Annotated in this window: 25 protein-coding genes; 6 read left to right on the top strand and 19 right to left on the bottom strand. The window is 65.0% G+C overall.

All coding sequences use genetic code 11. The features are described from left to right. Nucleotides 1–2: 2 nt before the first annotated feature. From D6B98_RS00865 to D6B98_RS00845, 5 genes are all read right to left on the bottom strand, one after another. The gene (locus D6B98_RS00865) at nt 3–1,052 is read right to left on the bottom strand and encodes an L-idonate 5-dehydrogenase (RefSeq protein ID WP_126255068.1); all 1,050 of its coding nucleotides are present in this window, start codon (nt 1,050–1,052) and stop codon (nt 3–5) included. Continuing rightward, nucleotides 1,049–2,455 carry a TRAP transporter large permease gene (locus D6B98_RS00860; RefSeq protein ID WP_126255067.1) on the bottom strand — a complete coding sequence of 469 codons (1,407 nt, stop codon included), beginning with the start codon at nt 2,453–2,455 and terminating at the stop codon, nt 1,049–1,051. Before D6B98_RS00860 ends, D6B98_RS00865 begins: the two co-directional genes overlap by 4 nt. Before the next feature lie 4 nt (nt 2,456–2,459). Continuing rightward, nucleotides 2,460–3,038, bottom strand: coding sequence for a TRAP transporter small permease (locus D6B98_RS00855; RefSeq protein WP_126255066.1), 579 nt, complete (start codon nt 3,036–3,038; stop codon nt 2,460–2,462). Between the two features lie 284 nt (nt 3,039–3,322). Continuing rightward, nucleotides 3,323–4,288, bottom strand: a complete 966-nt coding sequence (locus D6B98_RS00850; RefSeq protein ID WP_502699879.1) for a sialic acid TRAP transporter substrate-binding protein SiaP — start codon at nt 4,286–4,288, stop codon at nt 3,323–3,325. An 88-nt stretch (nt 4,289–4,376) separates the two neighbouring features. Then, nucleotides 4,377–5,189, bottom strand: a complete 813-nt coding sequence (locus D6B98_RS00845; protein WP_164718300.1) for a FadR/GntR family transcriptional regulator — start codon at nt 5,187–5,189, stop codon at nt 4,377–4,379. A gap of 140 nt (nt 5,190–5,329) precedes the next feature. Between D6B98_RS00845 and D6B98_RS00840 the strand changes: the two genes are divergently transcribed. Together D6B98_RS00840 and D6B98_RS00835 are read left to right on the top strand one after the other, a co-directional pair. Next, nucleotides 5,330–6,814 (top strand): mannitol dehydrogenase family protein, encoded by a 1,485-nt coding sequence (locus tag D6B98_RS00840; RefSeq protein WP_126255063.1) that lies wholly within the window; start codon nt 5,330–5,332, stop codon nt 6,812–6,814. 95 nt (nt 6,815–6,909) lie between these two features. Further along, nucleotides 6,910–7,317 carry a nuclear transport factor 2 family protein gene (locus D6B98_RS00835; protein ID WP_126255062.1) on the top strand — a complete coding sequence of 136 codons (408 nt, stop codon included), beginning with the start codon at nt 6,910–6,912 and terminating at the stop codon, nt 7,315–7,317. Between the two features lie 24 nt (nt 7,318–7,341). Here D6B98_RS00835 and D6B98_RS00830 read toward each other — a convergent pair whose 3' ends face one another. After that, nucleotides 7,342–8,097 carry an HAD family hydrolase gene (locus D6B98_RS00830; RefSeq protein WP_164718299.1) on the bottom strand — a complete coding sequence of 252 codons (756 nt, stop codon included), beginning with the start codon at nt 8,095–8,097 and terminating at the stop codon, nt 7,342–7,344. 143 nt (nt 8,098–8,240) lie between these two features. Here D6B98_RS00830 and D6B98_RS00825 point away from each other — a divergent pair, with 143 nt between their 5' ends. The 3 genes from D6B98_RS00825 (at nt 8,241) to D6B98_RS00815 (ending at nt 11,591) form a co-directional block, all read left to right on the top strand. Next, complete coding sequence (locus tag D6B98_RS00825) at nt 8,241–9,089, top strand: SDR family oxidoreductase (RefSeq protein WP_126255061.1); 849 nt, start codon at nt 8,241–8,243, stop codon at nt 9,087–9,089. Nucleotides 9,090–9,207: 118 nt separating this feature from the next. Continuing rightward, on the top strand, nt 9,208–10,476 hold the full coding sequence (locus D6B98_RS00820; protein ID WP_126255060.1) for a serine hydrolase domain-containing protein: 1,269 nt from the start codon (nt 9,208–9,210) through the stop codon (nt 10,474–10,476). Nucleotides 10,477–11,012: 536 nt separating this feature from the next. Continuing rightward, nucleotides 11,013–11,591: a MarR family winged helix-turn-helix transcriptional regulator gene (locus tag D6B98_RS00815; RefSeq protein ID WP_126255059.1), complete on the top strand. Its 579-nt coding sequence runs from the start codon at nt 11,013–11,015 to the stop codon at nt 11,589–11,591. A gap of 10 nt (nt 11,592–11,601) precedes the next feature. On the opposite strand, the gene D6B98_RS00810 is transcribed toward D6B98_RS00815, so the two are convergent. Beyond that, on the bottom strand, nt 11,602–12,564 hold the full coding sequence (locus D6B98_RS00810; protein ID WP_126255058.1) for a hypothetical protein: 963 nt from the start codon (nt 12,562–12,564) through the stop codon (nt 11,602–11,604). An 816-nt stretch (nt 12,565–13,380) separates the two neighbouring features. Between D6B98_RS00810 and D6B98_RS00800 the strand changes: the two genes are divergently transcribed. Continuing rightward, on the top strand, nt 13,381–14,151 hold the full coding sequence (locus D6B98_RS00800) for a winged helix-turn-helix transcriptional regulator (protein WP_164718298.1): 771 nt from the start codon (nt 13,381–13,383) through the stop codon (nt 14,149–14,151). Between the two features lie 399 nt (nt 14,152–14,550). On the opposite strand, the gene D6B98_RS00795 is transcribed toward D6B98_RS00800, so the two are convergent. From D6B98_RS00795 to flgK, 12 genes are all read right to left on the bottom strand, one after another. Beyond that, the gene (locus D6B98_RS00795) at nt 14,551–15,009 is read right to left on the bottom strand and encodes a hypothetical protein (RefSeq protein WP_126255056.1); all 459 of its coding nucleotides are present in this window, start codon (nt 15,007–15,009) and stop codon (nt 14,551–14,553) included. Beyond that, nucleotides 15,006–15,518: a flagellar biosynthesis protein FlgN gene (locus D6B98_RS00790; RefSeq protein WP_126255055.1), complete on the bottom strand. Its 513-nt coding sequence runs from the start codon at nt 15,516–15,518 to the stop codon at nt 15,006–15,008. The genes D6B98_RS00795 and D6B98_RS00790 overlap by 4 nt, the downstream gene beginning before the upstream one ends. A 43-nt stretch (nt 15,519–15,561) precedes the next feature. Beyond that, entirely contained in the window at nt 15,562–16,035 is a 474-nt protein-coding gene (locus D6B98_RS00785; RefSeq protein ID WP_164718297.1) for a rod-binding protein, read from the bottom strand. Next, the gene (locus D6B98_RS00780; RefSeq protein ID WP_126255053.1) at nt 16,032–16,451 is read right to left on the bottom strand and encodes a hypothetical protein; all 420 of its coding nucleotides are present in this window, start codon (nt 16,449–16,451) and stop codon (nt 16,032–16,034) included. Before D6B98_RS00780 ends, D6B98_RS00785 begins: the two co-directional genes overlap by 4 nt. A 6-nt stretch (nt 16,452–16,457) precedes the next feature. Continuing rightward, nucleotides 16,458–17,210, bottom strand: coding sequence for a flagellar biosynthesis protein FliR (gene fliR, locus D6B98_RS00775; protein ID WP_126255052.1), 753 nt, complete (start codon nt 17,208–17,210; stop codon nt 16,458–16,460). Continuing rightward, entirely contained in the window at nt 17,207–19,288 is a 2,082-nt protein-coding gene (flhA, locus tag D6B98_RS00770; RefSeq protein ID WP_126255051.1) for a flagellar biosynthesis protein FlhA, read from the bottom strand. The genes fliR and flhA overlap by 4 nt, the downstream gene beginning before the upstream one ends. A gap of 77 nt (nt 19,289–19,365) precedes the next feature. Beyond that, nucleotides 19,366–19,632, bottom strand: a complete 267-nt coding sequence (gene fliQ, locus D6B98_RS00765; protein WP_126255050.1) for a flagellar biosynthesis protein FliQ — start codon at nt 19,630–19,632, stop codon at nt 19,366–19,368. Further along, nucleotides 19,629–20,048 carry a flagellar hook assembly protein FlgD gene (gene flgD, locus D6B98_RS00760; RefSeq protein WP_126255049.1) on the bottom strand — a complete coding sequence of 140 codons (420 nt, stop codon included), beginning with the start codon at nt 20,046–20,048 and terminating at the stop codon, nt 19,629–19,631. The genes fliQ and flgD overlap by 4 nt, the downstream gene beginning before the upstream one ends. 14 nt (nt 20,049–20,062) lie before the next feature. Next, nucleotides 20,063–20,473 carry a flagellar biosynthesis repressor FlbT gene (flbT, locus tag D6B98_RS00755; RefSeq protein ID WP_126255048.1) on the bottom strand — a complete coding sequence of 137 codons (411 nt, stop codon included), beginning with the start codon at nt 20,471–20,473 and terminating at the stop codon, nt 20,063–20,065. After that, nucleotides 20,473–20,817 carry a flagellar biosynthesis regulator FlaF gene (gene flaF, locus D6B98_RS00750; protein WP_164718296.1) on the bottom strand — a complete coding sequence of 115 codons (345 nt, stop codon included), beginning with the start codon at nt 20,815–20,817 and terminating at the stop codon, nt 20,473–20,475. Before flaF ends, flbT begins: the two co-directional genes overlap by 1 nt. A 54-nt stretch (nt 20,818–20,871) precedes the next feature. Then, nucleotides 20,872–21,918 (bottom strand): flagellar hook-associated family protein, encoded by a 1,047-nt coding sequence (locus D6B98_RS00745; protein WP_126255046.1) that lies wholly within the window; start codon nt 21,916–21,918, stop codon nt 20,872–20,874. A 3-nt stretch (nt 21,919–21,921) separates the two neighbouring features. Then, nucleotides 21,922–23,397: a flagellar hook-associated protein FlgK gene (flgK, locus tag D6B98_RS00740; protein WP_126255045.1), complete on the bottom strand. Its 1,476-nt coding sequence runs from the start codon at nt 23,395–23,397 to the stop codon at nt 21,922–21,924. Nucleotides 23,398–23,419 lie beyond the last annotated feature (22 nt).

Below are 23,419 nucleotides of genomic sequence, written 5' to 3'. Positions count from 1 at the left end.
AATCAGTTCGCGGTCAGCACCACCTTGACGCTCTGCGAGCGGTCGAGCGCCAGCCGCAGCGCATCGGGCGCGGTCGACAGCGGCCGCTCGGCGGTGACCAGCGACAGCACGTCGACACTGCCGGCCGAAATCAGCTCCACCGCGGTCATGAACTCGAAGCCGAAGCGGAACGAGCCGCGCAGGTCGATCTCCTTGGCCATTACCGCATTCGACGGCGTCGGGATCTGGCCGCCCGGCAGATTGCCGATCTGCACCACGATGCCGCCGCGCCTGACGATGCCGATGGCGCTGGCAAGGCCTGCGGCCGTGCCCGACACCTCGAACGCGACGTCGTATGGGCGCGAGGCCGCCTGCGCCTTGAGCCCTTCCTCGCCACCGGAGACGTTCTCGACATGCGAAGCGCCAAGCCGGGTTGCAAACGCCAGCGGCGCCGGTGCGATGTCGGCCACCGTGATGTCGGCCATGCCGGCGCGGCGCGCGGCAAGCATGGTCAGAAGCCCGATCGGGCCGGCACCGAAGATGATGCCGCGCTTGCCCTCGATATTGCCGGCGCGCGCGACCGCGTGCAGGCAGACCGCCAGCGGTTCGGCGAGCGCTGCGGCTTGGTATGACACGTGATCCGGGATCTTCACGCACTGCGCGGGGATCGCGTCGAAATAATTGGCAAAACCGCCCTGCATGTGCGGCGTCTTCGAGGCCGAGCCCATGAAGTAGATGTTCTCGCACAGGTTCGGCCGGCCCTCGCGGCAGGCGACGCAATGGCCGCACCAGCGCGACGGGTTGACGGCGACGCGATCGCCGACCCTCAGATTGGCTGCCGCGCCCGCGATCTCCACGACCTCGCCCGAGATCTCGTGGCCGAGCACCAGCGGCGACTTCACCACGAAATCGCCGGTCCGGGCATGGCGGAAATAGTGCATGTCCGAGCCGCAGATGCCGCCGGCGCCAAAGCGGATGCGCACCATGCCGTCAGCGAGCCTGTCGAGCGGATGCTCGATCATGCGCAGATCTTCGGGGCCGAACAGGGTTGCGGCGAGAGCGGTCGAGGTCATTTGGAGAGTCCCATGTATTTTGGCAGCCAGAGGGTCAGTTCAGGAATGTAGGTGATCGCGATCAGCGCCAGCATCAGCGGCACCAGCCAGGGCAGGATCGCCACCGTCGTGCGCTCGACCGAGAGCTTGGCCACGCGCGCGAGCACGAACAGCACCATGCCGAGCGGCGGGTGCAACAGGCCGATCATCAGGTTCAGCGTCATGATCAGGCCGAAATGAATGGGATCGATGCCGAGCTTGAGCACGATCGGCAGCAGGATCGGCACCAGAATGGTGATCGCCGCCGTGGTGTCGATGAAGCAGCCGACGAACAGGATCAGCACGTTGGCGAGCGCCAGGAACACCCATTTGTTGTGGGTGACGCTGAGCATCCAGTCCGAGAGCGTCTGCGCGGCCTGCGACACGGTCAGCAGCCAGGCGAAGATCGAGGCGGCGGTGACGATGAACAGCACCGAGGCCGTGGTCTCGATCGTGTCGAATGTCGCCTTCGCCACCGTTTGCAGCGTCATGGTGCGGTAGCGGACCAGGCCGAGGAACAGCGACCAGATCACGGCGGCAACGGCAGCTTCCGTCGGGGTGAACCAGCCGAGCGTCATGCCGCCGATCAGGATCACCGGCGCCATCAGCGCCATCACCGCTGAGAAGTCGAAGTACCAGTCGATCGCCAGCAGCGTGCCGAGGCCGATGACGACCGCCACGTTGATCGAGAGGCCGGCCATCACCATCAGCCAGATCGCGAGCGGGAACGAGAGCACGATGACGATCTCGAGGCCCGCCGAGCCGATCTGCGGCCAGGAGAACGGCGTGTCGCTGCCCCATTTGTTCTTGTGCGCGAAATAGGTGACCGTGATCATCATGAACAGGGTCAGCACGACCCCCGGAATGACGCCGCCGAGAAACAGCGCGCCGATCGAGACGTTCGCCATCATGCCGTAGATCACGAACGGCAGCGACGGCGGGATGATGGGCCCGAGCGTCGCCGAGGCCGCGGTGACGCCGACCGAGAACTCGGTTGAGTAGCCATGGTCCTTCATCGCCTTGATCTCGATGGTGCCGAGACCGGCGGCGTCCGCGATCGCGGTGCCGGACATGCCGGAGAAGATCACCGAGCCGATGATGTTGACGTGGCCGAGGCCGCCGCGCATCCACCCCACCAGCGCGACGGCGAATTTGTAGATGCGCCCGGTGACGCCGGCGATGTTCATCAGGTTGCCGGCGAGGATGAAGAAGGGCACGGCGAGCAGCGGAAAGCTCTCGACGCCGGCGATCATGCGCTGCGCCAGCGTGACGTCGGGCGTCACGCCGCTGACCAGGATGTAGAGCAGCGACGAGGCGGCCATGGCGATCGCCACGGGAACGCCGAGCAGCATCAGAACGAGAAAGCCTCCGAGCAACAGCAGCATGATGTTATATCTCCGACCCGTCGTAGGCACCGGGGCGTTCGAGGACCGAGTAACCCTGCCGCCAATGTTGCAGCGCCGCCTGCACGGAACGCAGGAACATCAGCACGAAACCGAGCAGCACGAAGTAATAGACGTAGTTCTTGGGGAAATTGATCGTGGTCATCTGCTCGTCGCCGATGATCTGGATGTAGACCCAGACCAGCTTGATGGCGTAGCCGAAGAAGGCGATCCGGATCAGGTCGATCATTGTCGACAGCGCGCGCCCCACGGGCTGCGGCAGGTAGCGGTAGAGGAGGTCGACCTGGATGTGCCGGGACAGCCGCACGCACATCGAAGCGCCGATGAAGACCACGCCGATCAGGCAGTAGGTTGCGATCTCCTCGGTCCAGGCGTAGCTGTCGTTGAGCACGTAGCGGGTGAAGAACTGGAGAAAGACGGCGAGCGCCATCACCCAGAAGATCGCAAGCGCCACCCAATCCTCGAACGCGTAGATGCCGAGATCGACCTTCGGCGTCGCCTCCTCCTCGAAGGTATGGGCGATCTCCTCCGCGGTGATCTGCCGGTGGATTTCGGCGGTGGACATGGTTGCTCCTCAAACCTCTCAGTCGTCATTCCGGGGCGGCTCGACGGGAGCGCGCAAGGCGCGCCCGGTGAGCCGAACCCGGAATCTCGAGGTTCCGGGTTCGACGCTTGCGCGTCGCCCCGGAACGACGCCTTCTGCTGCCTCACACTTGCTGCACTCCTCATCCTGAGGAACTTGCGAAGCAAGCGTCTCGAAGGATGGCCCCGGGCGACATCGGGGCCTTCATGGTTCGAGACGCGCTTCGCGGTCCTCACCATGAGGGCCTTATGACGCAGCGAGCAATGTTACTTCACCGCCTGGATCTTTTCCCAGTCGGCCTTACGGTAGCCGAAGGTCTCGAACGCGACGTTCTTCAGCACGGTGTCGCGGAACTCGTTCTTGTCGACCTCGGTCACGCTGAGGCCCTTGTCCTTGAAGAAGGCGACCAGCTTGGTCTCGTTCTGCTTGATCTCGCCGGTGGCCTTGGCGGCGGCTTCCTGCGCCACGTCGGTGAAGATCTTCTTGTCTTCGTCGCTGAGCTTCTTCCACAGGGCGCCGGCGATCACGGTGTTGAGGTGATCGACGATGTGGCCGGTCAGCACGATGTGCTTCTGCACCTCGTAGAACTTCTTGGCCTCGATCGTGGTCAGGGGATTCTCCTGCGCCTCGACGGTGCCGTTCTGGAGCGCGAGATAGACTTCGGCGAACGCGATCGGCGCGGTGTTGGCGCCACAGGCTCGCGGCATCGCGAGATAGGCGGGCACGTCGGGCACGCGTATCTTCAGGCCCTTCATGTCGGCGCAGGTCTTGATCGGCTTGTTCGACGAGGTCTGCCGCACGCCGTAATAGGTCACCGCGACGATGTGGTGGCCGCTCTTGTCCTCGTAGCCCTTGGCGAGCTCCTTGAAGATGTCGCTCTTGGTATAGGCGAGCAGATGATCTGCATCGCGGAACGTGTAGGGATAATAGGTCACGCCGATCGGCGCGAAGCTCTTGGCCGCGAAGCTCGAGCCGGAGATGATGATGTCGACCGAGCCGAGCGAGAGGCCCTGGTTGATGTCGGTCTCCTTGCCGAGCTGGGAGGCCGGATAGACGTCGATCTGGTAGCGCCCGTTGGTGCGCTTGCCGATCTCCTGCGCGGCCCAGACCGAGGCGGTGTGGAACGGCTCCGAGGTCTCGTAGACATGGGCCCATTTGAGCTTGGTCTGCGCCATGCTGGCACTGGTCGCAGCCAGCAGCGTAGCGGCGGAGATCACTGCTGCAATCGTCATCTTCTTCAACATCGACTTTTCCTCCATCGTTCAAGTCTGCTTCTTGTTCTTGTTCGCCCGCCCCGGCACGGATGCGGGCCGCACAATCTCATCGCCGCCGCGCGCTGCGGCCCGTAGCGCGCTTCTCCGGCGCAGGCTTTGGTTTTGGCGACTTCGCCGCGAGGCGCGCGGTCCGGCTCCCTCCCGGCGACGGCCCGGCCGCGTTCTCGGCACCGAAATTCTGCGCGAAGCGCTCCTGCGACCTCGCCAGATGGGTACGCATCGCCTCGCGCGCGGATTGCGGATCATGCGCCGCGATTGCCTCGCGCACGGCACGATGCTCGTCGAGCGCGGTACGCCAGGTGCCCGGGTTCTCGAAATAATGCGCAAGCTGCGCGAAATAGGGATTGAGGCGCTGGTCGAACAGCTCGCCGACCACGCGCACCAATACGGCATTGCCGAGGCTTCCGGCGATCGCGACATGAAACGCGCGGTCGTGAACCATCGAGGCTTCGCCGGGATGCTCGACCTTCTCCATCGCGAGAAGCGAGGCGTCGATGCGGGCGATGTCGTCCTTTGTCGCCACGCGCGCGGCCTGTTCGGCGATGGCGCTTTCCAGGAATTCGCGGGCGCGCAGCAGCTCGAACGGCCCCTCGATGACGGACGCGGCTGCCGGCGCGGCGATTGCGGCGGGCTCGATCACATAGATGCCGGAGCCGACGCGAATGCGCAGCCGCCCCTCGACCTCGAGCGCGATCAGGGCTTCGCGCACCGTGGGCCGGGACACCTTGAGCTGCTCGGCGAGGTCGCGCTCGGTCGGCAAGCGGCTGCCGACCGCGTACTCGCCGCTGTCGATCAGGTTTCGCAATTGATCGGCGACCTGGCGATAGAGCCGTCTCGCCTCCACAGCTTCCAGCGGCACGCTGGTCCTCCCGAAAGGGTCGCGCGGGCTTTCCCGCCCGCGGCCTGCCAATTTTGGAAAATTGGTCTTACCAATTGACCGAAGCATTGACCTGATACGGGTGCCATGTCAAGCAGCGGCAAAGCAAAGGGGAGACGTCCATGCGCCCAGGTTCAGCGCGTCTTGGCAGGGCCAATCTCGACCGGTTGCCGCCGGCGGTGCGCCGCCCGGCCTACGACCTCCCGCGTGTCACGCCCGGCATCGTGCATCTTGGTCTCGGCGCATTTCATCGCGCGCATCAGGCCGTCGTCATCGACGATTGCCTTGCCACAGGCGCCACATCATGGGGCATTGTCGGCGCGAGCCTGCGCAGCCCGGACACGCGCGACGCCCTCGCCCCGCAGGATCATCTCTACACGGTAGCCGTACGCGCCGCCGAAGGCACCGAGCATCGTGTCATCGGCGCGCTGCTCGACAGTGTCGTCGCACGCGAGAAGCCGGCGGCCCTGGTCGAGCGGATGGCCGATCCCGCCACCCGCATCGTCTCGCTCACCGTCACCGAGAAGGGCTATTGCCACACGCCGCAGACCGGCGATCTCGACGAGCGGCACCCTGACGTCGTGCATGACCTGAACAATTTCGACGCGCCGCGATCGGCGCCCGGTTTCATCGTCGCGGCGCTGGCGCGGCGGCGCGCGCTCGGAGCCAAGCCCTTCACCGTGTTGTGCTGCGACAATCTCGCCGCCAATGGCCACACCGCGCAGCGGATCGTGACGCAGTTCGCGGCGCTGCGCTCCAAGGATCTCGGCAAGTGGATCGCGGACAATGCCGCCTTCCCCTCGACCATGGTCGACCGTATCGTTCCTGAAACCACGGATGCCGACCGGGACGCCGTGTCATCCGCGCTGGGCCTGCGTGACGCCTGGCCCGTGATGACCGAGCCTTTCACGCAATGGGTGGTCGAGGACCGCTTCACGGCGGGCCGGCCCGATCTTGCCGCCGCCGGCGTCGAGCTCGTCAGCGACGTCAAGCCGTTCGAGCTGATGAAGCTGCGGCTGCTCAACGCCAGCCATTCGGCGCTGGCCTATCTCGGCTATCTCGCGGGCTATGAGACCATCGCCGACACCATGCAGGATCCGCATTTCGCGCGCCTCGCCGCGCGGGTGATGGAGGAGGCAGCGGTGACGCTGACGATGCCGTCTGGCACGGATCTCGCCGCCTATCGCGCCTCGCTGCTGAAGCGCTTTTCCAATCCGGCGCTGCATCACCGCACCTGGCAGATCGCGATGGACGGCTCGCAAAAGCTGCCGCAGCGCCTGCTCGGCGCGATGCAGGACCGCCTCGCCAGGAACCTTCCGATTGCAACGCATGCGCTCGCGGTGGCCGGCTGGATGCGCTACGTCAGCGCAACAGACGAACAGGGCCGCGCCATCGACGTGCGCGATCCGCTTGCCGCCGAGTTCGCAAAGCTGACGCGCGAGGCGGGGCCCGTCGCGGAGCGGCTCGCGCCTGCGCTGCTCGGGGTGGAGAAGGTGTTCGGACCACTGGGTTCGGAGCCGCGCCTGCGTGAGGCGGTCACCGCGGCCCTCGGCCGCCTCTACCAGGATGGGGCGCGGCGGGCGGTGGAGTCGCTCGTCTCGGCCTGACCACAGCGGGCAATGCTGCACTGCGGTCCAAATTGAACCGAAGTCGAACGGAAGTCGCGCTTGATTTTTGCCCCTCCTTGCCCCACCCGGGAGCGATGGCAAAAGACAGCAAGATCATCGCCGCCAACGCGGCCTTCTACGCCGCGTTTTCAGCAGGCGACTTCGCCGGCATGGAACAGATGTGGGCGGATGACGACGGCATTTCCTGCATCCATCCCGGCTGGCCTGCGATCGTCGGCCGCGCCACGGTGATGGGAAGCTGGCGCGACATCCTGCAAAATCCCGAGCGGCCGCAGATCGTCTGCGCCGAGCCGCAGGCGATCGTCGACGGCGACAGCGCCCGCGTGCTCTGCATCGAGATCGTGGACGGCACCGCCTTGGCCGCCGCGAACCATTTCCGCCGCGTCGGTGACGAGTGGCGCCTGGTGCATCACCAGTCGAGCCCGATCGCCCAGATTGTCGAGCAGGCAGAGGACGATAGGACGAGCCACCGCGTCCACTGAAAGCGGCGAACGAGCGGGCGTGTTCTACTGTGCATGGGGTTGTTTTTCGGTTTCTTGTTTGGCGATGTCGAGTTCCGACAGATCATCCAGCACGAACCGTGCCGCGCTGAAATCCTCGTCGCGGAAGAACATGCTGCGGGTGATCACGACCGGAATGCCGGCGCGTGAGGCCGCGATCAGGCCGTTGGCGGAATCCTCGATGGCGAAGCAGTCGGCCGCACCCAGTTTCAGCCGTGCCAGCGTTTCGAGATAGACGTCCGGCGCGGGTTTCTTGTGCCTGACGTCGTCGCCGGCCACGATGGCATCGAACTCCGCAGCCCAGCTCGCCCCCAGCGCCTGCGACAAGAGCGCATCGATGTTGCCGTGCGAGGTCGTGGTCGCGATGGCGAGCCGCTGGCCGCGTGCCTTGGCCGCGGCGAGCAGCTCGATCACGCCCGGCCTCAAGGCACAGCAGCCGGTCTCGACCAGCTCGGCATAATACGCGGTCTTGATGCGGTGGAGCGCGGCGATGTCCGCATCCGACAGCGGCGGAGCGATCGCCAGCCGGGCGTGGTAGGCGCGCATCCGCTCCTTGCCGCCAGTCACCTGCAGCAGCTCCTTGTAGACGGCGCGGTCCCAGTGCCAGTCGAGACCGTAACGGGCGAAGGCATGGTTGAAGGCCTGCCGATGCAGTTCCTCGGTCTCGGCCAGGGTGCCGTCGACGTCGAAGATCAGCGCGGCCGCGCGCCGGATCAGGTCGGTGGCATTGGCCGGCCCCAAGGCGAGCGCTTCTGCCTGCATGATCGAGACCTCCCTGTGAGAGGCGAACATCGCCTGAGCCAGGAGGCGAGACAAATCGCAATATCTTTTGCCGGACCCAAAAATCTCTTATGAGCGAAGGACGCGCAACTCGCGCGGGAACTTTGACCTTTCGCGGGAGACGCATGCGGCTCTTCATTCTCGGCCTCGGCTACAGCGCCTTGCATTTCGTCCGCAAACACGGCGGCGGCTTCTCGCATCTCGCCGGCACCGTGCGCGATCCAGCGCAGCGGAACGACCTCGCCGGCATCGAGCTCCACGCCTTCTGCGGCAGCCCTCCGTCGCGCGAGACGGTCGAGCAGGTGCGCGACGCCGACGTGCTTCTGGTGTCGATCCCGCCTGGCAGCACCGGCGATCCCGCCATCGCAGCGTTCGGCGACGTGCTGGCGGCGGGCCGGCGCAAGATCGTCTATCTCTCCACCATCGGCGTCTATGGCGATCATGGCGGCGGCTGGGTCGACGAGAGCACCCCGCCACAGGCCACGCTCGACCGTGCGCGCCTGCGGGTTGCCGCCGAGCAGGCCTGGATGGACGTGGCGCACGGCAATGCCGCGATCCTGCGGCTTGCCGGCATCTATGGTCCCAGCCGCAACGCACTGGCAACGCTGCGCGCGGGAACGGCGCGGCGCATCATCAAGCCCGGTCAGGTCTTCAACCGCATCCATGTGGAAGACATCGCCAGTGCAATCATGGCCGCCATAGGACATGGAAGTGGCGGCACCTGGAACGTCTGCGACGACGAGCCTGCGCCGCCGCAGGACGTGATCGCCTATGCCGCGAAGCTGATGGGCGTTGCGCCTCCGCCGGAAGAGGCGTTCGCGACGGCCGAGTTGTCGCCGATGGCCCGCAGCTTCTATGCCAGCAGCGCCCGTGTCTCCAACGCGACATTGAAGCGCGAGCTCGGCGTCGCGCTTGCCCACCCGACCTATCGGCACGGCCTCGATGCGCTGTGGCGCGCGGGCGAAGGACGATAGCGCTCCGGCATTCCTGGCGCCCCAGTCATGCCCCGCCCGTGCTTGACTTCGCGTCGATGCGGACGTGATCTAGGCCTCCAGCGAGCCACCGCATAACGAGCTCGCCTGGGAGGACGCAATGATCAAGACGATCGCCATGATCGCGACGGCGGCTGCCGTCATCGCATACGGCACGGCCAGCGCCGCACCACTGCCCGAAGCCAATCCCGACGACGTCGGCTTTTCCAAGCAGGGCCTGGCACGCCTCGACAATTTCTTCGCGGGCGAGATCGCCGCCAAGCGCGTGCCCGGCGCCGTCGTCGCCGTGGCGCGGGACGGCAAGCTGGTGCACTACAAGGCCTACGGCCTGCTCGATCCGGACAAGGGCACGCCGATGCCGGTCGATGCGATCTTCGCGCTGGCCTCGATGACCAAGCCGATGGCGGCAGTCGCGGGCCTGACGCTGATGGAGCAGGGGCGGCTGCCGCTCCAGGCCAAGCTGTCCAATTACTATCCCGGCTTCGCCGACATGAAGGTCGGCGTGACCGAGACCAACGGTTCGCTCAAGCTCGAGCCCCAGGCCTCGCCGATCTTCATCCACGATCTCTATCGGCACACGTCCGGATTGATGTATGGCGGCCGGCCGGACTCATCGAGCCCGGTGGCGCGGCAATATCCTGACGGCATTGCTCCGGCGATCGAAGGCGACACCCAGGCCTTCATCGACCGCATCACCAAGCTGCCGCTGGCGCACCAGCCCTCGACCGCGTTCGAATACGGCTTTTCGATCGACGTGCTCGGCGCGGTCGTCGAGAAGGTGAGCGAGCAGAAGCTCGGCGACTATCTCGCGGCCAATGTCTGGCAGCCGCTCGGCATGAAGGACGCGACCTTCCACCCGACCGATGCGCAGCGCCCTCGCCTCGCCCGCCCCTTCGCCAAGGATCCGCTGACCGGCAAGCCGCAAGCCATCAAGCTCCTGGACACGCCGACCAGGTTCGATTGCGGCGGCGCCTGCGCGTTCGCCACGATCGGCGACTACCTCCGCTTCGGCCAGATGCTGCTCAACGGCGGCGAACTCGACGGCCAGCGCATCCTTTCCCCGAAGACCGTGCATCACATGACGGCCAACCATCTCGGTCCCGAGATCAAGAACAACGTGGCCAATGTCGAGCCGCATCGTGCCGGCTTCGGCTTCGGCCTTTCGGTCGCGGTCCGGACCAGCGAGGGGCTGTCATCGGTCCCCGGCAACCCCGGCGAGTTTACCTGGAACGGTGCCTACGGAACGCAGTTCTTCTGCGATCCCAGGGAGCGTCTCGTCGTCGTGGTCGGAACGGCGGCGCCGGGCGAGCTCAGGAAATACTACCGCGAGCAAGTGCAGGACATCGTCTATGGCGCGATGACGAAGTGAGACCTGCGCCATTTTGACGGAGAAGGGCGGCCACCTGGGCCGCCCTCGAAATTCAGCATCACTTCCTGAACCCTGCCTGCGCCTGCGAGACTAGCGTGCCGGACTTAACCGTCCAGCTGCGTTGCGCCGCAACATCCGTTAACCGAAAAAGACGGTTCTCTCCCGGCTGATCACATGGCCGGGGACCGCCGGCGATGCAGATGCTCGCGCATTCCACGTGCTCAACTGCAACAAATGGGCACTGCGATGGCCGCAAAGACGCATCATGTTGCTCGCACATCACGCATGACCGCCAGATCACGTGCCAGCCGCCGTCATTTGATTGAAATTTTCAAAGGACTTGAGCCGTGCGATTTACTCGAACTTTCTTTGTGACGTCCTAGTTCCACGGCCGGAAGTTCCAATGGCGAGCTTCTACCCCGCGCACGGTGCACATCCGGCAACGGACGGACGGCGAGGCGGGACTTCATCTCGTCCACTCCGATTGCGCTACAAAAGGCTCAATTGAATAAAGCTTTATCCGACCTGGAATTGAAATGAATTTGGCTCGCGAATCGATTGAACTGTTGGAGCAGGTCGCACGCATCTTGTGGTTCGAAGGCACCAAGCACGGCTTGCGCGACCGCGAGTGGATGGCGCTGCGGTTTCTCTCCCGCGCCAACCGCTTCTCCCGGACGCCTTCGGCGCTCGCAAGTTATGTCGGCACCACGCGCGGCACCGCATCCTTCATCATCGGGGAGCTCGAGCGGCTCGGTTATCTCGAGCGGAAACGCTCAGCCACCGACAAGCGCTCGGTGATGCTGAGCGTGACGCAGCAGGGCAAGAAATTCCTGGTGCGCGATCCCGTCAACGTTCTGGTCGAGGCGATTGCCGGGCTCGACGACGAGGTCAAGATCCGCTTCCGCGACACGTTCCGGCACGTGCTGGATCAGTCGGACACGGCCGAGCAGCGGCACCACACCGACGTCTGCAAGCGATGCATCTTCCTCCGGGAAGAGCGCACCACCACGGACAGCAAGGCGACGGCCGAGTTCAGCTGCCGCCTGTTCCGCTCGCCGATCGCGGAGGCGGAGGTCGATCTGCTGTGCACCAGCTTCGAGCATCACCGCCAATAGAAGGCGGCCTTCAGGGCGTCGCCTTGCGTGACGAATAGACGACGCCCCCGCTGGTCTCCACCACCAGGCGCCCATTCTCGTTCCTGATCTCCTCGATGCGGCCAAGGCCGGGCACCTGCTGTCCCAGCACGGCTTCGATGACGCCGTTCGGACTCTGCAGGATGGCAATTCCTTCGTAGGCCTGACGGACCGACCAACCCTTGATCACCTTGCGCGGCGCCGACACGCGCTCGGACGGAGACACCGAGCCCGTGAACTCGGGCGCTGCGACCGAGGCCATCATCGGTCCTTGCTGTGACGAGGGCTGCGACTGCACCATTGCCGGTGCCGGCGCCTGGACCTGCGCCTGAGCTTGTCCTTGGGCGAGCTTGTCGAGCTTGACCGTCGAGGACGAGCTTACCCGCTCGATGCGATCCAGGTTCTCGGCGAACCTGCCGAACCGATCATTGGTTGCCTTGCTCGATTGATCGACTGCGGTGCGGAGGCCGTCGAGATTTTCCGACACGCCCGACACCTGCTTGCGCAGCTGTGCGACCGTCTCGCGCAGGATCCGGATCTCCGTACTGGCCGCGACGTTGTTCTGCGCGGGCTGCGTGGCGAGATAGGCGATCACGCCGGTGCAGGCGCAGACCACAAGCATGGCTGCGACTGCCAATGTCGCGAGCGGTGCAACCCATGGCGGCCGGGGCGGCGGGGGCTTGGCCACGATCACGGCCGGCTTGATCACGGTCGGCGCAGGCTTGGGTATCGCCATCTTGTCGAGACGCGCTTTGGCGCGAATACGTTTAAGTCCCTCGAGCGCCTCCTTGGCGAGAGCTTCATCGCTCGCCGCGGCCGACGCACGCTTTGCGCCCGCAGCAGGCCTGGTCGCTCGCGCCGTATTGTCCTTTGCATCGCGCGGATCGGGAGCCGGCTTCGCCGTCGCGAAAACATCAGCGGTCGCGTCGGGACGAGCTTGTCCATCGGACAACATGTGAAAATGCTCCGTTCGGTTCGATCTGTCGAATGGTGACGTTATTTGTCGAAGCTTGCCTGAAACGTGCGTATCGGAAGATCTTCATCGCGCGCGCGGCGACATCACGAGGCAACAACCGCGTCACGCACGTGGCGAGAGTGCGACTCGAAAGACACACCCTCGCCAAGATTTCGCCAAGCTGAGTCGCGCCGCCGTACATGAGTCGAATGGCCGCATGTGGAAAAGCGCGGATGCGAGTCAATCCCGGGTTGAAAAACCCTCGGTCTACCTGAGCCGCAGCACCACCCGAAATAGCTGTAATTGTACGGGGATACGGAACTTTAGAACCGTCACGGTGCAAAACTAGTTCAGCTTCCAAATCAACTGATGCGATTGAATATATCAAGAAACAACCCGACACAAATCAACAGCATCAAGCACACGTAGCAATCGCTTTATTACGCACGCTTGATCGGGAATCGGCAATTGTTACGGTCCTAGTCAAGTGATTCTCGCCAGTTGGCGAGGAGATCGACACAGTCAGTGGCGTTCGGACGCAATGAGCAACCTGGCGCAACTGTTCTAAGTCGCTTCTCAATCCGCTCCGCGAGGCGTCCGTAAGACGCCCGCCGGGCCTCACCCAGTAAGCGTTCAGTATCGAGTCGAAGTAGCAGGCCTGCGAGACGCAGGCACTGAAGGCGTAGGGCTGCCCGCGAATGTCGAAACCATAGCAACGGTTCGCGGGAAGGAATGTCGTCAAACAGCACGTTGCCGAGCCGGGGCATCACAACAACCAGCCGGCCGCAACAAGTGCGAAACAGGGGCGAAAGACTGATGTATATTATCGTTGATGATCGCGAGAGCGTCGCGAACAGCTACGTCGGAGGGCTCGTTCGCGAGGGCGTATCCTCGATCGGATTCTCCTGCGGGGAATTCTGGGACTGGCTGCAATCCGCGAGCGAATCGGATCTGGCGGCGGTCGATGCCTTCCTCCTCGGGGATTGCGACGGCCGCGCAAGCCTGCCGCGGGCCATGCGCAAGCGTTCCTCGGCTCCCATCATCGCCGTGAGCGGCCAGAAGATGCTCAAGAACACGCTGGAGCTGTTCGAATCTGGCGTCGACGATGTCGTGCATGTGCCGGTTCACCTCCGTGAGATCCTGGCCCGAACGGCCGCGATCGCGCGCCGCCGGGTGGGCGAGCTGCCCAGGCCCTGCGAGACCAGGATCCAGGTCTTCTTCAACGGCCGCGACCCCGAGATCGCGGGCCACGCCCTCACCCTGCCCCGCCGCGAACTGCGCATTCTCGAATATATGGTCAGCAACCACGGCAAGTGGATCACCAAGACGCAGATCTTCAACGCGGTCTACGGCATCTTCGAGTCCACCTTCGACGAAAGCGTGATCGAGAGTCACGTCAGCAAGCTGCGCAAGAAGCTCCGCGACCGCCTCGGCTTCGACGCGATCGTGGCCCGCCGCTATGTCGGCTACCGCCTCGACATCCCCGCCGGCGACACGATGGAGGAGCCGGAGCAGGAGCTCGACGAGGTCGGCATCCTCCTGAACAGGACGCATGCCGTCGCGGCAGCCTACCCCGCCGGCAACTGAGGCGGCCTCCGGACCAGCAACGGCCTCCGCGAAACACCTTCGCGGAGGGCGTTGCACGTTTGGCGGCGGCGACAATCGGATGAGCCCTGCTGAGCCGCGATGACGGCGCCTTTCCTTCTCCATAAGGCCGGCATTGCAAAGCGGTGACCTGAGCGCACGCCTCGTCCTTCGAGACGGCGCTGACGCGCCTCCTCAGGATGAGGCTAATCGGCGTCGGTGCCTGTTGAAACGACAGCCGCGCACTCGATCCTCATCCTGAGGGCCCGCCAACGGCGGGCGTCTCGAAGGATGGCAACAGCGGAAGTCGATTCCCTATGCGATTGCTCCCACAAGGGCGTCGGGAACGGAGAGAATATCGCTGTGTCGGCCCGGCGCGAGCCGACTTGGGGTCGTCGCGCGCTACGGCTTCTGCTGGAATTCCTCCTTGGAGACGTAGTTGAAGTCCTCGACGAGGACGTCCTGGACGATGTCAGCCTGCATCCGCTCGTTGACGCGCTGCTTGATGGCCGTGGTCAGGATCGAGAGGTCGTAACGGGCGAGCTTCCTGAAGTCGAGACGGTCGTCGGCATAGATCCTGCGGAAGGCCTCGTCGACGACGAACGGCTCCGGCGGAACGTTGAGCTGGTGCATCGTCCGCGCCTCCACGGTGTAGACGAAGCGCGCGACGATATAGCCCTGCACGTTGCCGTTCTCGACCATGGGCACGCTCAGTGCCCGCGTCTTCTGGTATTGCAGCCCATCGAGATATTCGTCCTTTGCCGGCAGCAGGCTGCCGTTTTCCTTCCAATAGGCCACCGCATAGCTCGTGCCTGCGGTGAGGATGCATACCCAGAGCCCGGCCAGCACCAGTCTGATCATGTTCCGTCCTGCGCTGCACGACCGGTATAGGTGCCGTCCGACTCGGCCTCCTTGATCGCCCTGACGATGATGCCGGCGACCTCGCGCACCGCGTCGTAGTGCATTTCGAGGATCGAGCGATTGCGCTCGAGTTTCTCGCGCAGCCGCTGAATCTCTTCGGTGACCTCGATTTCGCCGCCGAGATGCATCCGCGCCCGCATCAGGCGGACGAATTCGAGCATGCTCCGGCTCTTGCGCGCGCTGAAGTCGTCGAAATCGATCTTTTGGCCCGCCGTGAGCGCGGCCGTCTCCTCTTCGACGATGCTCTCGAGCCGGCGGATCGCAGACAGCAGGCCGCGCACCTCGTCCGACCTCGCCGCGTCGGCGCCGTCGACCACGGCCTCGCTGCTCGCGACCGGCAGCAACACGGGCAGCAGCGCATCGTCTGCCGCCGCCTCCGTCGCGATCACCTCGATATCCGCGACCGGCTGTTCGATCACCATGGCCGCCGCGCCGTCTTGTGCCTGCATAGGAAATTCACCCCTCAACGTGTGTCACTTATTCTTCGAATCGTCATCCGGCCTTGCCTGGCGTGCTCGGTGCCGGCGGATGCGCGGCGGCGAGCCGCTCGGCGATGCCGATGCCCTTGCCCTTTGCCAGCTGGTTGCCGAGCTGCTCCGCCAGCATCGACTTCCAGACGCCGCCGGCCGTGCCCTTGCCGAAGACCTCCTCCGATTCCTTCGGCAACATCGTCTCGACGAAACTCTGGAGGATGAAAGCCTCGAACTTCCGATAGACCTCGCCGGACGCCGGCGCCTTGATCACCCGAACCGGCTCCCCGTTCAACGCGTCCGACTGCACCTCGGCCGCCTTTGTTGCGGGTTGCCCGGCGACGGCCGCCTTGCCGGCCTCGGCATCCATCGTGGCGGCGAAGTCGGCATCGGAAGATTTCAGCGCATCGAGCTTCGCGGTCGCCGCGCGCTGCGTCACGGGATCGGCGGCCTCGAGGACGTCGAGAACGAGGTCTGGCGTCGCTGTCACGATCATGTCTTGTTCCGGTTGGCTGGCCGTGGCGTCCACGCGCGCACGGCGGGGCTTGGTCCCGTCATTTCCTCGAGAGCCCGCTTCTCCGCGTCGCGGAGCTTGTCGGCCAGCGCCGCCTTCGCGACCTGCTCGAGCTGCTTCACGCGGCGGTTCTCGGCGCGGACCTGATCGAGCTGCTGTGCGGCCTGCGTCTGCACCGCGCGCGCACCGACGCTCGTCCTGTTCAAGCGCCGCGCGATCGATTCGCTCGACGAGCCCGCCGGCGGCTTGCCGTCGTTCAAGGCTCCCACCAGCCATTCCTGTTCGTCCTGCAGGCTGCGCTCCTGCTGCCGCAACTGCGCAAGCTGCCATTCGGACAGCCGGAGCTGGAGCTTCACCAGCGAGACCATCCGGCCGAGCTTGTCCGCGCGCGACGTCACCACCGCTCACTCCGCAAGCCACGACGAGACGCCGAGCATGAATTGCGTCAGCAGTTCGTCGCTGGTGAGGTAGAGCAGCAGGAAGCCCCCGAACAGCACGAATGGCACGGAGATGAAATAGACCGGGATCGCCGGCGTCAACTTGTTGATCAGGCCGACCGCCAGGTTGACGATCACGGAATAGACGATGAAGGGGCTGGTGATCCGCAGCGTCAGCACGAACGCCTCCGACAGGCGACCGACGAGCTGGTCGAGCGCCATGCTGCCGCCGAGCCTGTCACCGGGATGCCAGACGTCGTAGGAATTCATCAACCCACGCAGGACCTGCCAGTGCTGGTCGGTCATGAAAAACAGCGTGGTGACGGCCGCCATGATCAGCGGCACCAGCGCCGGCGCCGGATCGGTGTCGCCGACCGGCGTGCCCGGGATGTTGCTGAGGCCGATCGCGCTCGCCATCACGGTCGCCATGGTCTGGAGCGCGAGGAAGAACACCCGCCCGCCGAGCCCGATGACGCTGCCGACCAGCAGCTCGGAGCAGATCAGGAGCGCCAGCGTCAGCGGCGCCGCGTTGTCCGTGAGGGGCTTCAGCACCGCGATCAGGATCGGCGCCAGCGCAAAGGTCGTGACCAGCGCGACGAACAGGCGGACCTGAGCCGGAACGTTGACGCTGGAATAGCCGGGCACCAGCATCAGGCAGGCGCCGATGCGGCAGAACACGATGAACGTCACCAGCACGCTGTCGGCGAGGCCAGAGATCACGAGATGGCTCCGAGTGCCCGGATCTCGGCACTGCGCGCGACCTCGACATGCGACAGCACCGGCAATGTCGGGAACACCCGCTCCAGGATCATCCGGACATAGGGACGCGCTTCGGGCGTCACCGCCAGCACCACGCTGGTGCCGCTCTCGGTGAACTTGCGGATCGCAGCGCTGGCTTCGGTCGCGAACTGCTCGATCAGGCGCGGATCGGCGTCGAACTCGACGACGTCGCCCTTGGCGTCGCGCTTCAGGCTCTGGTGGAATGCGAGGTCCCAGCGATTGCCGAGACGGACGACGTTGAGCACGCCGTTGTCGGAGAGGTCGCCGCAGATCTGCTGGGCAAGCCGCATCCGCACGTGCTCGGCAACCTGCTCGGAGCGCCGCACGTGGGGCGCGATCTCGGCGATCGCCTCGAGGATGAGGTGGAGGTTGCGAATGGAGATCCGCTCGGCCAGCAGGATCTTCAGGATCGCCAGCAGACCCGAATAGGAGATCTGCGACGGGCAGAGGTCCTCGACCAGGCGCTTATACTCGGGATCGAGCCGGTCCAGCAGCGCGCGCATGTCCTTGTAGGACAAGAGCTGGGCGAGGTTCGCCCTGATCACTTCGCTCAAGTGCGTGAGCAGCACCGACAGGTTGTCGACCGGCTTGCAGCCCTGCCGCTTGACCTCGTCGGTGAAGGCTTCGGTCACCCACAGCGCCTTCATGCCGAAAGCGGGCTCGATCACCTCCTCGCCCGGCACGTCGGGCTTGCCGTCCTTGTCGACCAGCACCAGCACCTCGCCGAGCCTGAGCTCGCCATGGGCGACGCGGGTGTCGTGGATCCGGATCTGGTAGCCCTTGGGATCGATCGAGAGATTGTCGGTGAGCTTGATCTCGGGAATGACGAAGCCGTACTGCTTGGCGAACTTCTTGCGGATCTTGGCCACGCGGTGCGCGAGCTCGGTGCGCGAGCCCAAGAGATGGACCGAAAGGTGGCCGCCGAGCGCCAGCTCGATCTCGGCGGTCTTGAGCTGCTCCTTGACGGATTCCTTGGCCTCGGTCTGGGCGCGCTCGTCGGCCTTAAGGGCCGCCTCCTTCCGCTCCCGGGCGGCCTGCCGCCTCGGCAGCGTATAGCCGACGAAGGCCATGACACCGCCGAGCAGCACGAAGGGCGCCATCGGCAGGCCCGGCATCAGGGCGAGCACGAACATCATCAGGGCGGCGGCCGACACCGCGCGCGGATAGCCGCCGAGCTGCCGCAGCACCGCCTGCTCCGCCGACCCCCGGGTGCCGCCCTTGGAGACCAGCAGGCCCGCCGACAGCGACACGATCAGCGCCGGCATCTGCGACACCAGACCATCGCCGACGGAGAGCTTGGTATAGACGTCGGCGGCGCGCGTCAGGGTCAGCCCGTGATGGGTGACGCCGATGACGATGCCGCCGAAGATGTTGATCGCGGTGATGATGAGGCCGGCGATGGCGTCGCCGCGGACGAATTTCGAGGCACCGTCCATGGCGCCGAAGAACGCGCTCTCCTCTTCGAGCTCGCGGCGGCGGCGCTGGGCTTCCTTGTCGTCGATCAGGCCGGCGGACAAATCCGCGTCGATCGCCATCTGCTTGCCGGGAATGGCGTCCAGGGTAAAGCGGGCGCCGACCTCGGCGATACGCGTCGCGCCCTTGGTGATCACGACGAAGTTCACGGTGACCAGGATGGCGAAGATGATCAGGCCGATGACGAAATCGCCGCCCATGACGAACTTCGAGAAGCCGGCGACGACGTAGCCGGCGGCGTGCTCGCCCTCCCCGCCTCGCGACAGGATCAGGCGCGTCGTCGCGATGTTCAGCGCCAGGCGCAGGATCGTCGCGATCAGCAGCACGGTCGGAAAGGCCGAGAAGTCGAGCGGCCGCTGAATCCACAGCGCGACCATCAGGATCAGCGCCGACAGCGCGATCGAGAACGCAAGGCCGAGGTCGATCAGGATCGGGGGAATGGGCAGGAACAGAATCGTGAGCATGGTCACGATGCCGGCCGCGAAGAAGGCGTCGGCCCCGAGGCGGCGCGGGCTGGGCAGGCTAGCAGCTAACGTATCGGCCATGGGTCACCGGCAGAGGGGTCCGGTTCGCAATCTGCCGCGCAAAGCTTACGCGAGGGTGGTGGCCGGGGCTGGCGGGATCAGAAGCCGTGCTCGATCCGCGAATAGACCATCTCGGTGAAAGTGGAGAGATGGGCGCCGATGAAGGAACCGGAGACGGCAACGACCAGCAGAATGACGATGATCTTCGGAACGAAGGTCAGCGTCATCTCCTGGATCTGGGTGAGGGCCTGGATCAGCGCGATCACGGTGCCGACCAGCATCGCGGCGCCGACCGCGGGCCCGGAGGCGACGATGATGGTCCAGATCGCCGCCTGGACGATGTCGAGAGCGTCGCGCTCGTTCATGACTGGCTGATCGTGAGCCCGGGCCCGACCGCGACCTTGGTGCCGTCCTGGAGGGTCGCGATGGAGCCGTCGCTGTTGATGGCGACCGAAACGACCTTGCCGCTGAAGCTGGCACCGGTGGAGTCGGTGAAGCTGACCGTCTTCCCGATCAGGCCGTTGGCCTGCGACAACGACTGCGACGACAGCAGCGCGTCCAGCTTCGAGTTCGTCTGCATCGCCTGCTCGACCGTCGAGAGCTGGGCGAACTGGCTCATATATTGCGAGGTGTCCATCGGATTGGTCGGATCCTGGTTCTTCATCTCGGCGATCAGGAGCTGAAGAAACGTGTTGTAGTCGACGCTGTTGCTCGACGTCGTCGTGGTCTGGCTGGTCAAATCGGACTTGCCGGTCGTATCGGTCGCGCTGGTGACGTTCATGTCTCTCTCCGCTATCAGGCAGCCTCGACGGGGGAAACGGGGGTGGCGCCGGCCAGGATCGCCTGCTCCACCGGGAACAGGGCCCGGATCCGCTTGAGCGCCTCGAAGTAGCGCGTCGCCTGGACCAGCTCGTCGACCGCGCCGAGGCCCTCCAGCATCTCGCGGCTCTCGCACACGGCACACAGGGCGGCGTGATGCTGCGCGTAGAGCGCCGCGGCGTCGCGGATGTCGGTCGGATTCATCAGCATGAGCTGGACGATGAAATAGAGCTGCCGCAGCGCCGTGGTGGCGTCGGACGCCTGCATGACCTGCCCTTCGAGCAGGAACATCACGTCGTTGACGAGCTCGACAGAGACCTTGCGGTCCACGCGAAGCACCGCGCCGTTGATGTAGATGCGTTCGCCCGCCCGCAATGAGACTTTCATCAAAGCGCGTCTCGGATCAGGCGGTTGATTTCGATGAGCTGCACCACGTCGTTCGATCTCTCCTCGCGAAGACGGTCGGCTTCCTTGACGACCCACAGGCCGATCGAGATGATGTCGGCGCGCAGCTTGTCCGGCAGCCCGTTTTCCGGGTGCGAGAGATCCTCGATGAAGATCGTCCACAGCCGCCGCACGTAGAGCAGGCTCTCGACCAGGTCCTCGAGGCTGAAGCGCCCCTTCTGGAGTCGTTCGAGCCGATCGATGCCGAGGCTGAGCGCCTGCCGCTCGCGGCCCCGCGCTTCAAAGCCACTCTCGTCGACGACCGCTTCATAGGCTTCAAACGTCATCAGAACCACGCTGCGCAGGAGACCGAATAACAGGACAAGGTTGCGAACCGGACTTTAGAGATAGTTGATGAGGCTGATCTGCTGGAGCTGCGAGGTGAGCGCGAGCGCCGTCTTGATCTGGGTCTGCAAGGTGTTGACCCGGACCGAAGCCTCGGTCGGGTCGACCGCCTCCATCTGGACGATCTGGTTGTTGAGGATGTCCTTCTGTATCTTCAGCTTCTCGGATGCGCCGGTGACCCTTTGCTGGATCGAGCCGACGGTCCCACCGAGCACGGCGAGATCGTTAATCGCACCGCTGACCAGACTGATGGCCTTGTCGACGACGACCTGGAACGTGGCCTTGCTCAGGCCAGTGTTGCCGAGATCGGTGAGCATGGTGTAGGCCTCGGCCAGCTTGCGGAAGCCGGGCTGGTTGGCGCTGACCGAGCTGTCGACGACCTCGGTCGTGGAGATGCGGCTCGACAGCGTCTGGTCCGTGGCCGCCGACCAATTGGTGTTCCAGGCCGGGCTTGCGAACTCGGGATCGAGCACGTTGTCGAGGAAATTCTGCATCTGCGCCGGCGTGATCGTGCTGACGCCTGCCGCGGACTGCGAGAAGCCGAACGTCGCCAGGAAGTCCGCATCGACCTGGTTCTTGCTGGCCGAGCCGGCCGTGTAGCTCGTGACCGGAACGGTCTGCGTGTTGATGCCGCCGAACAGATACGACCCGTTGTAGGAGACGTTGAGCGCGCCGATCAGGTCCTGGAGGTTCGCGGACGCGCTCGGCAGGATGATCTTCGCGCCGCTGTCTGCATCGCGGGCCGCGATCAGGTTCTTGAGGAATTCCGACGCCGTCGTGCCGAGCTGGGTGATCCGGTTCTGGGTCACGTCGAGGCGCCCCGAAACCAGCTCGTTGGTGTCGACCAGCTGATCGGCGAAGTTGAAATCGGCCCGCAGCGCCACGTCGCGGCCCGTTGCCGTGCCGAGCTCAAGGCCGACATCGGCGAACCGGCCGGTGGTCGCCTCCTTCGAAGCCTTGGTCAGCGCGCTCTGATTATTCGTGATCGACGACCTCAGCGACGATGACAGCATCAGGGTCGAGACGTAGTTCGCGCTCATCATGACTCAATTCCCCACGGCGGCCAGCAGGCTCTGCAACATCTCGTCGACGGTCGAAATGATCTTCGACGACGCCGAGTAGGTACGCTCGACCTGGAGCATCAACGACATCTCGTCGTCCATATTGACACCGGCGACGTTGGACAGCGCCGCGGTGCTGCGGTCGAGCAGTGTGTTCTGGTACTTGACGTTGTCGTCCGCGGCCTTGCGATGGCTTTCGATCCAGCTCGCCGAGGACGAGGCGAACTCGATCACGCTGCCGCTCGGCTTGCCTTGGGCGGTGACGTCGAACGGCTGCGGCGCGTTCATGTTGTCGATGAGCTGATGGAGCCGCGTCGAGAAGCCGGCGTTGCCGGTCGTATTGTAATTATAGGCGGCGCTGCCGCTGATGGCGCCGTCGCGCAGAAGGTTGGGGTTGCCGCCCGCGGCCGGATCGACCGATGCAGCGACCGCGATCGTGCCGGCAAGGCCCACCGAGATGGTGGCGCTTGCGGGCATTGCGGGCGCGCCGGGATAGGTGAAGAGGCCGGGCACGTCGGGCAGCGCGCTGGCGGACTGATCGACCTCCCTGAAGGCATCGATCAGGCCGCGCGCGATTTCGTCGAGCTGGCTCTGATACGTCACCGTGTCCTGGTCCCGCAGCTGGGCAAGGCCGGCGAGCTTGCCGGACTTGAGCGGCATGACGGAATTGGCACCGGTCACCGGAACGCCGTCGATGAAGACGGCATTGCCTGTGGTGCCGGCCGTGTAGGCGTTGGTCGGCGCAAAGCTCACGGCGCGCGCCGTCTTGTCGAACAGCACGACGCCGCTGTCGGTATAGAGCGCCGCATCGCCATTGGGACGGAGCGACATGGTGACGCCGACCTCCTGTGACAGCGTCGCGACGATGCTGTCGCGCTGGTCGAGATAGTCGGTGACGTCGTCGCCGGTGATCGTGCCCTTCACGATCGCGGTATTGACGGTCTCGAACTGGGTCAGCAGCTGGTTGATGTTCGCGACCGACGTCGCCATGTCGACGTCCGCTCCCTCGCGAACCGACTGCACGGTCTTGGTGGCCTGGTTGAGCGCGGTCGCCATGTCCTTGGCGGACGTCACGGCGGCCTGCGCCAGGGTCGCATTGTCGGTGGAATTGGCGTATTGCTGCAGCGCCTGCTTCAGCTTGTTGAGCTGGGCGGTCGGCGACTGTTCGAGCTCGGGATCGTCCACCGTCGCGACCGCGATCTTCTGCAGGCCGTCATAGATCACGCTCTGCTTGGCGGACGACGACGTCGCGGTCAGGACGTTGCTGTAGAGGCCGGAAGAGGCCGCGCGCTGGATCGCCGCGACATAGACGCCGGCGCCGGGAAAATTGTCCAGCATGGTGAGCTTGCGCGAATAGCCGGGGGCGCTGGCCCCGGCGATGTTGCGCGAGATCGTCGCCGACTGGATGCCCGACGCCATCAGCGAGGAGCGGGCGGAGTTGAGTGCGGCGGTAATGGACATGACGTGCCCTTGCCCGAAACGA

It is taken from the genome of Bradyrhizobium sp. LVM 105 (genome assembly GCF_003957705.1).
GTDB lineage: Bacteria > Pseudomonadota > Alphaproteobacteria > Rhizobiales > Xanthobacteraceae > Bradyrhizobium > Bradyrhizobium frederickii.
Note: the sequence above shows the minus strand (reverse complement) of the source record. Positions and strands in the feature narration are given on the sequence as shown.

Excerpts from the sequence above, each read along its gene's own strand:
- D6B98_RS00860 (WP_126255067.1), bottom strand. The coding sequence starts at position 2,455 with ATGCTGCTGTTGCTCGGAGGCTTTCTCGTTCTGATGCTGCTCGGCGTT.
- flgK (WP_126255045.1), bottom strand. The coding sequence starts at position 23,397 with ATGTCCATTACCGCCGCACTCAACTCCGCCCGCTCCTCGCTGATGGCG.
- D6B98_RS00820 (WP_126255060.1), top strand. The coding sequence starts at position 9,208 with ATGATCAAGACGATCGCCATGATCGCGACGGCGGCTGCCGTCATCGCA.
- D6B98_RS00800 (WP_164718298.1), top strand. The coding sequence starts at position 13,381 with ATGTATATTATCGTTGATGATCGCGAGAGCGTCGCGAACAGCTACGTC.
- D6B98_RS00790 (WP_126255055.1), bottom strand. The coding sequence starts at position 15,518 with ATGCAGGCACAAGACGGCGCGGCGGCCATGGTGATCGAACAGCCGGTC.
- flaF (WP_164718296.1), bottom strand. The coding sequence starts at position 20,817 with ATGACGTTTGAAGCCTATGAAGCGGTCGTCGACGAGAGTGGCTTTGAA.
- flgD (WP_126255049.1), bottom strand. The coding sequence starts at position 20,048 with ATGAACGTCACCAGCGCGACCGATACGACCGGCAAGTCCGATTTGACC.
- fliQ (WP_126255050.1), bottom strand. The coding sequence starts at position 19,632 with ATGAACGAGCGCGACGCTCTCGACATCGTCCAGGCGGCGATCTGGACC.
- D6B98_RS00865 (WP_126255068.1), bottom strand. The coding sequence starts at position 1,052 with ATGACCTCGACCGCTCTCGCCGCAACCCTGTTCGGCCCCGAAGATCTG.
- D6B98_RS00825 (WP_126255061.1), top strand. The coding sequence starts at position 8,241 with ATGCGGCTCTTCATTCTCGGCCTCGGCTACAGCGCCTTGCATTTCGTC.
- flhA (WP_126255051.1), bottom strand. The coding sequence starts at position 19,288 with ATGGCCGATACGTTAGCTGCTAGCCTGCCCAGCCCGCGCCGCCTCGGG.
- D6B98_RS00815 (WP_126255059.1), top strand. The coding sequence starts at position 11,013 with ATGAATTTGGCTCGCGAATCGATTGAACTGTTGGAGCAGGTCGCACGC.
- D6B98_RS00835 (WP_126255062.1), top strand. The coding sequence starts at position 6,910 with ATGGCAAAAGACAGCAAGATCATCGCCGCCAACGCGGCCTTCTACGCC.
- D6B98_RS00850 (WP_502699879.1), bottom strand. The coding sequence starts at position 4,288 with ATGACGATTGCAGCAGTGATCTCCGCCGCTACGCTGCTGGCTGCGACC.
- D6B98_RS00855 (WP_126255066.1), bottom strand. The coding sequence starts at position 3,038 with ATGTCCACCGCCGAAATCCACCGGCAGATCACCGCGGAGGAGATCGCC.
- D6B98_RS00745 (WP_126255046.1), bottom strand. The coding sequence starts at position 21,918 with ATGATGAGCGCGAACTACGTCTCGACCCTGATGCTGTCATCGTCGCTG.
- D6B98_RS00840 (WP_126255063.1), top strand. The coding sequence starts at position 5,330 with ATGCGCCCAGGTTCAGCGCGTCTTGGCAGGGCCAATCTCGACCGGTTG.
- flbT (WP_126255048.1), bottom strand. The coding sequence starts at position 20,473 with ATGAAAGTCTCATTGCGGGCGGGCGAACGCATCTACATCAACGGCGCG.
- D6B98_RS00785 (WP_164718297.1), bottom strand. The coding sequence starts at position 16,035 with ATGATCGTGACAGCGACGCCAGACCTCGTTCTCGACGTCCTCGAGGCC.
- D6B98_RS00810 (WP_126255058.1), bottom strand. The coding sequence starts at position 12,564 with ATGTTGTCCGATGGACAAGCTCGTCCCGACGCGACCGCTGATGTTTTC.
- D6B98_RS00795 (WP_126255056.1), bottom strand. The coding sequence starts at position 15,009 with ATGATCAGACTGGTGCTGGCCGGGCTCTGGGTATGCATCCTCACCGCA.
- D6B98_RS00830 (WP_164718299.1), bottom strand. The coding sequence starts at position 8,097 with ATGCAGGCAGAAGCGCTCGCCTTGGGGCCGGCCAATGCCACCGACCTG.